This window comes from Streptomyces sp. TRM68416 (assembly GCF_014596915.1).
In the GTDB taxonomy this organism is placed as follows: Bacteria; Actinomycetota; Actinomycetes; order Streptomycetales; family Streptomycetaceae; genus Streptomyces.
Map to the genome: position 1 here is coordinate 102,371 of NZ_JACVWU010000029.1, position 8,443 is coordinate 110,813.

At 71.6% G+C, this 8,443-nt stretch carries 5 protein-coding genes and 1 pseudogene; 2 read left to right on the forward strand and 4 right to left on the reverse strand.

Annotation, left to right across the window (positions count from 1 at the left end):
- Nucleotides 1-618 precede the first annotated feature (618 nt).
- On the forward strand, nucleotides 619-1,029 hold the full coding sequence (locus ICC28_RS34505; RefSeq protein ID WP_188292759.1) for a VOC family protein: 411 nt from the start codon (nucleotides 619-621) through the stop codon (nucleotides 1,027-1,029).
- Nucleotides 1,030-1,053: 24 nt separating this feature from the next.
- On the opposite strand, the gene ICC28_RS34510 is transcribed toward ICC28_RS34505, so the two are convergent.
- Complete coding sequence (locus tag ICC28_RS34510; protein WP_188292753.1) at nucleotides 1,054-2,505, reverse strand: membrane-associated oxidoreductase; 1,452 nt, start codon at nucleotides 2,503-2,505, stop codon at nucleotides 1,054-1,056.
- A 38-nt stretch (nucleotides 2,506-2,543) separates the two neighbouring features.
- Nucleotides 2,544-5,408 carry a peroxidase family protein gene (locus ICC28_RS34515; protein ID WP_188292754.1) on the reverse strand — a complete coding sequence of 955 codons (2,865 nt, stop codon included), beginning with the start codon at nucleotides 5,406-5,408 and terminating at the stop codon, nucleotides 2,544-2,546.
- A 295-nt stretch (nucleotides 5,409-5,703) separates the two neighbouring features.
- Between ICC28_RS34515 and ICC28_RS34520 the strand changes: the two genes are divergently transcribed.
- Nucleotides 5,704-6,978, forward strand: coding sequence for a lipase family protein (locus ICC28_RS34520; RefSeq protein WP_188292755.1), 1,275 nt, complete (start codon nucleotides 5,704-5,706; stop codon nucleotides 6,976-6,978).
- Nucleotides 6,979-7,021: 43 nt separating this feature from the next.
- On the opposite strand, the gene gnd is transcribed toward ICC28_RS34520, so the two are convergent.
- Entirely contained in the window at nucleotides 7,022-7,897 is an 876-nt protein-coding gene (gene gnd / locus ICC28_RS34525) for a phosphogluconate dehydrogenase (NAD(+)-dependent, decarboxylating) (RefSeq protein ID WP_188292756.1), read from the reverse strand.
- A gap of 6 nt (nucleotides 7,898-7,903) precedes the next feature.
- Nucleotides 7,904-8,443 (reverse strand): annotated as a pseudogene (locus ICC28_RS34530) (glucose-6-phosphate isomerase); the annotation flags it as partial.

An 8,443-nucleotide genomic window follows, 5' to 3' on the forward strand; every position in this document is an offset into this window, starting at 1 on the left:
GATCCGACGCCGCCGCCCTCTGCCCGGCGCCGGGTGTCGGGTGTCGGGTGTCGGGTGTCGGGTGTCGGGTGTCGGGTGTCGGGTGTCGGGTGTCGGCAGCGTTTTAGTATATCCGACGCCGTGAGACAATATGGCCAACTCGCCTGGAATTGATCGGAGTTGACCGCCGAAGCTCGCCGATATCGCCAGCGCGACCGGGGTCTTCCGGGCCTGGTCCCACGGCAGCACCGGCACCCCTGTGTCCGCCAGCAGCTCCGCGATCCCCGCCCGGAACGCCGACGAGCCGGGGCAGGTCGCGAGCAACTGCACCCGGAAGTCGTCGTGGAACAGGGGCAGGACGTCCAGGAGGCGGGTCGCCGCCGTCACGTTGTGGACGACGAGGAGCACCTTGCGGCTGCGCCCCCGTGTGGCCCAGCGTGCCGCGTCGTCCCCGACCGGCACCCGTATCCACCCGTCCCCCGTCACGCCTTCGCCACCCCTCGCTCGCGCTCCCGTGATCGGGCCACGATAGCCGCGCGGTCCTAGGCCTCCGGGTGCAGGGCGGACGACCGATGGTCCGGTGGGGGCGGCGCTCCTAGGCTGCGAGGTGAACAGATGATCTCAGACAGGGGAGGCAGCATGCCGGTCGACGGCCGTGCCCACATCCGCATCGCCAGGCCCTCACGGGACTTGACGGCCGCCGAGCGCTTCTGGGGTGAGGGGCTCGGGCTGAGCGTCGTATGGCGGGCCGAGGCGGGACCGGGGCACGGGGAGCACGATCTGCTCATGCTCGGCTGGCCCGACGCCGGCTGGCACCTGGAACTCGTCCACGAGCCCGCCCGGCCCGTCGAGCCCCGGCCCACCGAGGAGGACCTGCTGGTGATCTACGTCGACGGCCCGGTCCCGGACGAGGTGGTGGCGCGTCTGGAACGGCACGGCGGAAAGCGCGTCGAGTCGCCCAACCCGTACTGGAACGCATGGGGCGTGACGGTCGAGGACCCGGACGGGTACCGGCTGGTGCTGTGCACGCGGGGCTGGTCCAACAACTGAGGAGCGGGGCTCGGTTGCATGCCGTCACTGGCGGCTGACCGTCCGGGTCACGCCGGCCAGGATCGTCGTGGCGAGGATCCAGCCGGTGAGGACGAGGACGTAGGACAGCCACTGCTGGGCGCCCTGCGGGGCGAACGCCCCCTCCTGGCCGAAGGAGATCACCGGCACGAGCAGGTCGAGGGTGAAGAACACCGGGTTGAACTCCGGGGCCTCCTCCTGCTTGAGCGCGGGCGGGTGGTCCAGTGCGAACGCGATCGAGCCGACGGCCAGCAGGGAAAGCAGCCAGCCGAAGGCGCGCAGCGGGCGGAAGCCGTAGCCGACGGCGGCGTCCTGGACGTAGCCCCACAGGCGGCCGTACCAGGAGAGGGTGGCGCGGTGGCGGCGCTGCTTGGCGAGCTGGACCTGCCGGGCGGCGTGGTCGTCGCCGCTGCGGCGGTAGGCGGCGGTCAACTGCTCGTAGCCGTGCGGGTCGTAGGCGCCGCCGTCCCGGGTGAGCATCGGCAGTCGGCGCTCGACCGGCTCGTGCGGGGTGAGGAACGTGTAGGTGAGGTCGAGCAGGCGGACCTGGTCGGGCAGCATCTCCGGTTCCAGATCGAGCTGTTCGAGCTGGGAGCGGCGCAGGTTGAGCCTGCCGACGATCGGTGGGCCCTCGCGCAGCCAGAGCTCGCCGATGACACAACTGCTGGCCCGCAGCGCCGTGTTGCCGGGGTTGGACAGGGTCGCCCGCAGCAGGTCGATCCGGCCCGGCACCCGCGCGCCGCGCAGATCGATCCGGCCCTGTGCACGCAGCCGCCGGGCCTGTACGTTGGCGCCCACGTCGAGGGCCTCGGCGTCGAGGACGGTGCCGCCGGGGTGGCTGAGGTCGGCGTCCTGGAGGTCGACCGAGCCGGCCACGGTCGCTCCGTTGAGCCGTATCCGGCCCCGGGCGCGCAGTCCGGGCGCGCAGAGCCGGTCCTCGATGACCACCTGGTTCAGCCCCAGGGCCGTCTCCGTCGAGCCCCCGGCGGACAGCTCCGCACGCTCCAGGAACAGCACCCCGGAGATCCGGGCCCCGCCGAGGTAGACCGGCCCGTGGAACCGGCATCCGCTCAGCCGCACACTGCCGTCCACCCGCGTGCGCGCCCCCGACAGCCCGGGCAGCTCCGAGTGGCTCAGGTTCAGATAGCTCAACTGGGAGCCGGAGAGGTCCGGTACCTCGTCGAACCGGCAGTGGCTCAGACGTACGACGCTGTCGACCGTCGCGTACCGCAGGTCCAGCGTGCCGGTGACCCGGGCGCCCGACAGCTTGAGGGCGGCTATCTCACCCGGCTCGTGGGGCCCGTTGAGCAGGAGGGCCCGCAACACGCGGGCCCTCACGGTACGTTCCGGCCCCCAGGCCGCGTCGTCGTCCGCCCCGGCGCCGAAGTCCACGGTCTCGCCCCGCGGAAAGGCACGCCACACGCGCAGCTCGGCCGGTGAAAGATCGTCTGTGTCCATCAGCCGGGACTCTGACGTGACGCACCGCGCCTGTCAACTCACCCCCGGTTCTCCTCCGTCGGCCGCACCGTCCGCCACGGCGCGAACGCGCTCGCCCCGCGTGGCAGCAGCGCCGCCAGCTCCGGGCAGTGCCGCAGGACGACGGCGTTCATGTCGCCCCGCTCCACCCAGTCGATGCCGAGCGGGGTGTACACCTCGGGCCGGTAGTCGACGTTCAGGAAGCGGTCGGACTGCAGGCGCCGGCTCGCCATCAGGATGAACACGCGGAACGCGGTGTCGCTGAAGCCGAACCCGGTCGGCGGGTTCTCCCCGAACAGGCCCACCACGGTGTCGATCTCGTCGACCGAGCGGTAGACCTCCTTCAGCCGGGCCAGTGTCTCGGCGTTCTCCGTCAGCTCCTCGAAGGAGCGGATGCGCGGCTTGTGCAGGCCCTCGCGGAAGTCGTTGTAGCGCGGGACCCCGCGCCGCCGGGTGCGGACCAGGTCCACCACCGACAGGTCGATGATCTCGCCCTCCCGCTCGAACTCCTGGAGCGAGCGCGGGAAGTTGTGCAGGGTGATCGCGCCCGGATGGGCGATGCCGAAGGAGTACAGCGTGTTCGCCAGGCCCGTCTTGCGGATCTGCGACTCGGCCGCGCCGCCCTGGATGTCCAGGAAGCCCACCGTCTCCAGCCGCCGCCCGAAGTGGTGCTCGCGCAGCTCGAAGTCGTCCGGGATCAGCGGGTGCATGCGGTAGACGGTGACGAAGTCCTCCGTCAGCGAGTACGGGGCCGTGTGATGGTCCGGCAGCGTCTTCGGGATGCCGGTCAGCGAGTGCGCCTCGAACAGCCACAGGCCCAGCCGGTTCAGCCAGTTGGCGGGTGGGCCCTGCCAGTTGGTGTGGAGGGCGAGGTCGATCGCCTCGGTGGCGAGGATCGCCGGTGTCCACTCCACCGTGTGGATCTTCGCGATCAGCGCGGAGACCACCAGCCGGGCCGTCTGGTAGATCCGCTCCTCGCCCATCGCCGGGTACTCGGCGCGCAGCGCCGCGCACACCGCGTTGTGCTCGCGCGCGAATAACGTGTGCATGGCACTCAAGCCCATCCACCAGTTGTCGCTGAAGCCGGTCAGCGGAATGCCGCCGTTGGAGCCGGTCGGCAAGTGCCCGTCTTCCAAACGCAGTTCGGCACGCCCCTCCGGCTCGCGCAGATGGCGTGCCGTCTCCTCGTCGCCGCCGTACACCTCCGAGCCGTCCCACCAGTGCGAGGCGGTGTTGCCGAACAGGACGGGCGGGCTGCCGGGCACCTCGATGCCCTCGTTCTCCGCGAACCGCATCACGTGCTCGGCCGGGCCGCCGGGCGTGTTGTGCCACGGCCCGCTGCCGGGCGGCAGCGGTACCTCGACGCTGTGCTCGCCGGGCTTGTGGCGGCGGTGGTTGACCCAGTCGTGCACCTGGAACTGGATCCAGGCGGCGGCCAGTACGTTCAGCGAGGTCGCGGGCAGGAAGCTCTCGCGGTACAGCAGCTGGCGGCTGACCGTGACCGGGTTCGGGACGTCGAAGAGGTCAGGTCGGTGCACCGGCGGCATGTTGCGGCCGAACGCCGAGCCGACCGCGCCCATGCGCGGCTCGGACAGGTCGTTGTACGTGCCGTCGTAGGACCGCTCGGTGCGCAGCCGCTCCGGGATCGGCTCCGGAACGCGCTGGGCGCGCGGCGGCGCCTCGCGGGGCTCGGTGTCGATCAGATTGCGGCGGCGCAGCACCTTGCGCAGGAACACCAGGTTCAGCAGGCTCAGCTGCAACGGCAGCCGGTGCCAGGGCACATACCGGTTCAGCAGCGTGAAGACCGCCTCCACCGGGCGGCCGAGGACCTTGTTGCGCACCGGCTCCTCGGTGACGAAGCGCAGACCCAGCCGGTGGGCGCTCGCCGCCCGGTAGGCCGCCTTGCGGGCCCGGTTGATGTTGCCGAGCGGGCGGAACTCGTCGGTGGTGTACCAGGGGTTGAAGGAGAGGTCCTCCACCCGGCGGGCGGCCGCCCTGGCCTCCGCGCTGTCCAGGTCCTGGGCCGGGAGGGTGAGTCGGGCCACCGGGACCGCGGGCGAGACCGCGTCCTTCCACTCCGCCGACGCGTCCTCCACGGGGGTGCGCCGCTCGTCGACGAAGCGCTGCACGCACAGGTCGTAGGAGACGTCACCCTGGGCGAGCCGGCGGGCGAACTCGTGGTGCAGGTGGTCGGGGTCGCGGCGGTCCGGGGCCGGCGCGGGCGGGGTGCCGGGCGCGGGCCGCAGCAGGTAGCGCACCGGTCCCGCCTCCCCCCACAGGATCGCGCCCCGGCTCCAGTACGTCTCGTTCGCCAGCGAGTTGACGGTACGTCGGGTGGCGGCCTGCACATTGCGCCGCATCCGGGTGGCGGTGCCCAGGCCCACGGCCAGCGGCAGCTTCACGAACAGCCCGAACGCCTTCTGCAGCGGGCTGCGGGCGCCTGCCAGCGCCTTGGCGAAGGCCACGAACTCCCGTGCGTTGCGGGCGTGCGAGACCGGGTGGCCGGTCGCGAGCAGATCGTGGCTCTCGTCCTGCGACACCCGCACCCGTACGGCCGCACCCCTGAGATCCGGGGAGCCGTCGCCCTGCCGGATGCCGCTCGCGTTGGACAGCCGTACCACCGCCGGGTACTCGGTGCCCGGCTGGGCGAAGCCGACGCGCAGGGCGGCCGGCAGATCGTCGTGGAACCGCAGCCGCGCGTTCTCGACGGCCACCGGCGCCTTGGCGTGGAAGGTCCGGGCCACCTCACCGCCGGCCGCCCGGCGATTGCGGACCTGCACCTCCATCAGCTCGCGGGCCAGCCGCTCGAACAGCAGCCGTTCCGCCTCCGGACTGCCCCCGTCGTACCGTTCGTAGCGCTGTTCGTGCTGTCCGGTGTCGGCCATCGTCGTCCACCTCGCGGGTACGGATGCGTAGTACGGGACAGGGGCCGCACGCTACCGACGGCCCCGACGCGGCCACAGCGACGGTTCGCGCCGATCCGGTCCGGATTGTTCCGGTGTGAACCATCGGCGGGGGAGCACGTCAGCCGGGCGGGCGGCACGCGCCCGCGTCCCGTCCGTCACCGGCAACCCCACGCGGACGCACCCGCGTTGGCCGGGGATCGACTCCCCGTCCATTGACGGCGGCCGCGCCCGGTGGTGTGCTCACGACCCGCAGACGCTCCGGGGGAGGTCCCTCATGCGGGACACATTTGTCAAGGCGCCCGGTTTCACGGCACTGCGCCCCTGCAAGGCGGTGACGGATCCGAGCACCTTCCCGGTCTACCCCGACCTGGTCGACCGGCTGGCCGAGGAGAAGCTCCAGCCCGACCCCGACGGGGTCATCCCACACGTCATGGCCACCTGCTCGGCCTACGCGTACGCCGGGTTCGCGCAGGTGGGCGACCCTGAGACGGTCTCCATGATCATGGCGCGGCTGGGCCTGGAGGAGAACAACTGCCGGGTCTTCGAACAGCGCGTGGACGCCATGTACATCGCCTCGGCCGGCTACCTGATCCAGGACAAGAGCCGCAGAGTCGCGATCCTGTGCTACCGCGGCACCCAGCCCGAGGACATCATCAGCATCCTCACCGACGCCGACGTGCGCCCGGAGATGCTCGCGGTCGAACTCCAGGGCCGCCGCCACGAGGTCCACGCCGGCTTCTACCGCAACGTCCGCGCCACCCGCCATCTGATCATCGAGACCCTCGAACGCGCCCTGCGCGGCGAGTCCGTGGACTCCCGGGAGGAGGGCACCCGGGGCGGCGGTCTTGAGGCGCTCTACATCACCGGGCACAGCCTCGGCGGCGCGATGGCCGCGATCATGGCGCTGACCCTGGTGCACGAACCGCGCTACCGGCACATCGTCGACCGGCTCAAGGGCGTGTACACCTTCGGCCAGCCGATGGTCGGCGGCCCCGACCTCGCCAAGGCCTGCACGGAGGTGCCCGGACCGCACGACGTGCACGTGCTGCGCGACCGGCTGCTGCGCTACATCTTCGACCGGGACGTCGTCCCCGCGCTGCCACCGCGCCCGGTCGGCCCCTACGCCCCCTTCGGCCGCGAGTTCCACTACCGCAGGCGCCGCGGCCTGACCGACGAGCTGCTCACCACCGCCACCGACGCCTCGATCGAGGCGCTCACCCTGCCGAGCGAAGCCCTGCGGGCGGTGGCCCGCCGCGGCTGGTCGGAGCTGGCGGCGCGGTTCACGGACAGCGCCGGACGGTCCCTGCGACCGCTGCTGCGGGCCCACGACGAGGGCTGGACCGAGGTGGACGAACCGGGCCTGCACTACCCGCAGATGGACTCGCTCGCCGGCCTCGCGGTGGTGGCCCCGCTGGCCTTCCTCGCCACCCGACTCGCACTGACCCGCACCATCCCGTTCAAGTACTCCTTCGACGACCACGGCCCGGGCCACTACGTCAACGCCCTCGCCCCGCCGGGGGTGCTGAGCGAGTTCGGGGACGTGCTGTAGTCGGCGTCGTGGGGGACCGTCAGCAGGTCCCCCACGGCCCGGCCTACTTCGACTCGACCGCGTGGCCGCCGAACTGGTTGCGCAGCGCCGCGATCATCTTCATCTGCGGGGAGTCCTCCTGGCGGGAAGCGAACCGCGCGAACAGGGACGCGGTGATCGCCGGCAGCGGCACCGCGTTGTCGATGGCGGCCTCCACGGTCCAGCGGCCCTCGCCGGAGTCCTGTGCGTAGCCGCGCAGCTTGTCCAGGTGCTCGTCCTCGTCGAGGGCGTTGACCGCCAGGTCCAGCAGCCAGGAGCGGATGACCGTGCCCTCCTGCCAGGAGCGGAAGACCTCGCGCACGTCGGTGACGGAGTCGACCTTCTCCAGCAGCTCCCAGCCCTCGGCGTAGGCCTGCATCATCGCGTACTCGATGCCGTTGTGGACCATCTTGGAGAAGTGCCCGGCGCCGACCTTGCCCGCGTGGACATAGCCGTACGGGCCCTCCGGCTTGAGCGCGTCGAAGACCGGCTGCACCTTGGCCACGTGCTCGGGGTCGCCGCCGACCATCAGCGCGTAGCCGTTCTCCAGGCCCCACACGCCGCCGGAGACGCCGGCGTCGACGAAGCCGATGCCCTTCTCGCCGAGCTCGCGGGCGTGCTTCTCGTCGTCGGTCCAGCGGGAGTTGCCGCCGTCGACCACGATGTCGCCGGGGGACAGCAGCTGCCCCAGCTCGTCGACGACCGACTGCGTGGCGGCGCCCGCCGGGACCATCACCCACACGACGCGGGGCCCTTCGAGCTTCTCCACCAGTTCGGCGAGGCTCGCCACGTCGGCGAGGTCCGGGTTGCGGTCGTAGCCGACGACGGTGTGGCCCGCGCGGCGGATCCGCTCGCGCATGTTGCCGCCCATCTTGCCGAGGCCGATGAGTCCGAGCTGCATGTCAGTTCACTTCCTGAGTTCACGGTAGGCGGCCACCAGGGCCGTGGTGGAGGCGTCCAGGCCGGGGACCTCGGCGCCTTCGGTGAGGGCGGGTTCGACGCGCTTGGCGAGGACCTTGCCGAGTTCGACGCCCCACTGGTCGAAGGAGTCGATGTTCCACACCGCGCCCTGGACGAACACCTTGTGCTCGTAGAGAGCGATGAGCTGGCCGAGCACCGACGGGGTCAGTTCGCGGGCGAGGATCGTGGTCGTCGGGTGGTTGCCGCGGAAGGTGCGGTGCGGCACCTGCTCCTCGGCCACGCCCTCCGCGCGCACCTCCTCGGCCGTCTTGCCGAAGGCGAGCGCCTGTGTCTGGGCGAAGAAGTTGGCCATCAACAGGTCGTGCTGCGCCTTGAGTTCACCGCTCATCTCCTCCACCGGGCGGGCGAAGCCGATGAAGTCGGCCGGGATCAGCTTCGTTCCCTGGTGGATCAGCTGGTAGTAGGCGTGCTGCCCGTTGGTGCCCGGGGTGCCCCACACCACCGGCCCGGTCTGCCAGTCCACCGG

What these genes read in the sequence shown, in the direction of transcription:
- ICC28_RS34505 (WP_188292759.1), top strand. Translation starts at nt 619, where the DNA reads ATGCCGGTCGACGGCCGTGCCCACATCCGCATCGCCAGGCCCTCACGG.
- ICC28_RS34510 (WP_188292753.1), bottom strand. Translation starts at nt 2,505, where the DNA reads ATGGACACAGACGATCTTTCACCGGCCGAGCTGCGCGTGTGGCGTGCC.
- ICC28_RS34515 (WP_188292754.1), bottom strand. Translation starts at nt 5,408, where the DNA reads ATGGCCGACACCGGACAGCACGAACAGCGCTACGAACGGTACGACGGG.
- ICC28_RS34520 (WP_188292755.1), top strand. Translation starts at nt 5,704, where the DNA reads ATGCGGGACACATTTGTCAAGGCGCCCGGTTTCACGGCACTGCGCCCC.
- gnd (WP_188292756.1), bottom strand. Translation starts at nt 7,897, where the DNA reads ATGCAGCTCGGACTCATCGGCCTCGGCAAGATGGGCGGCAACATGCGC.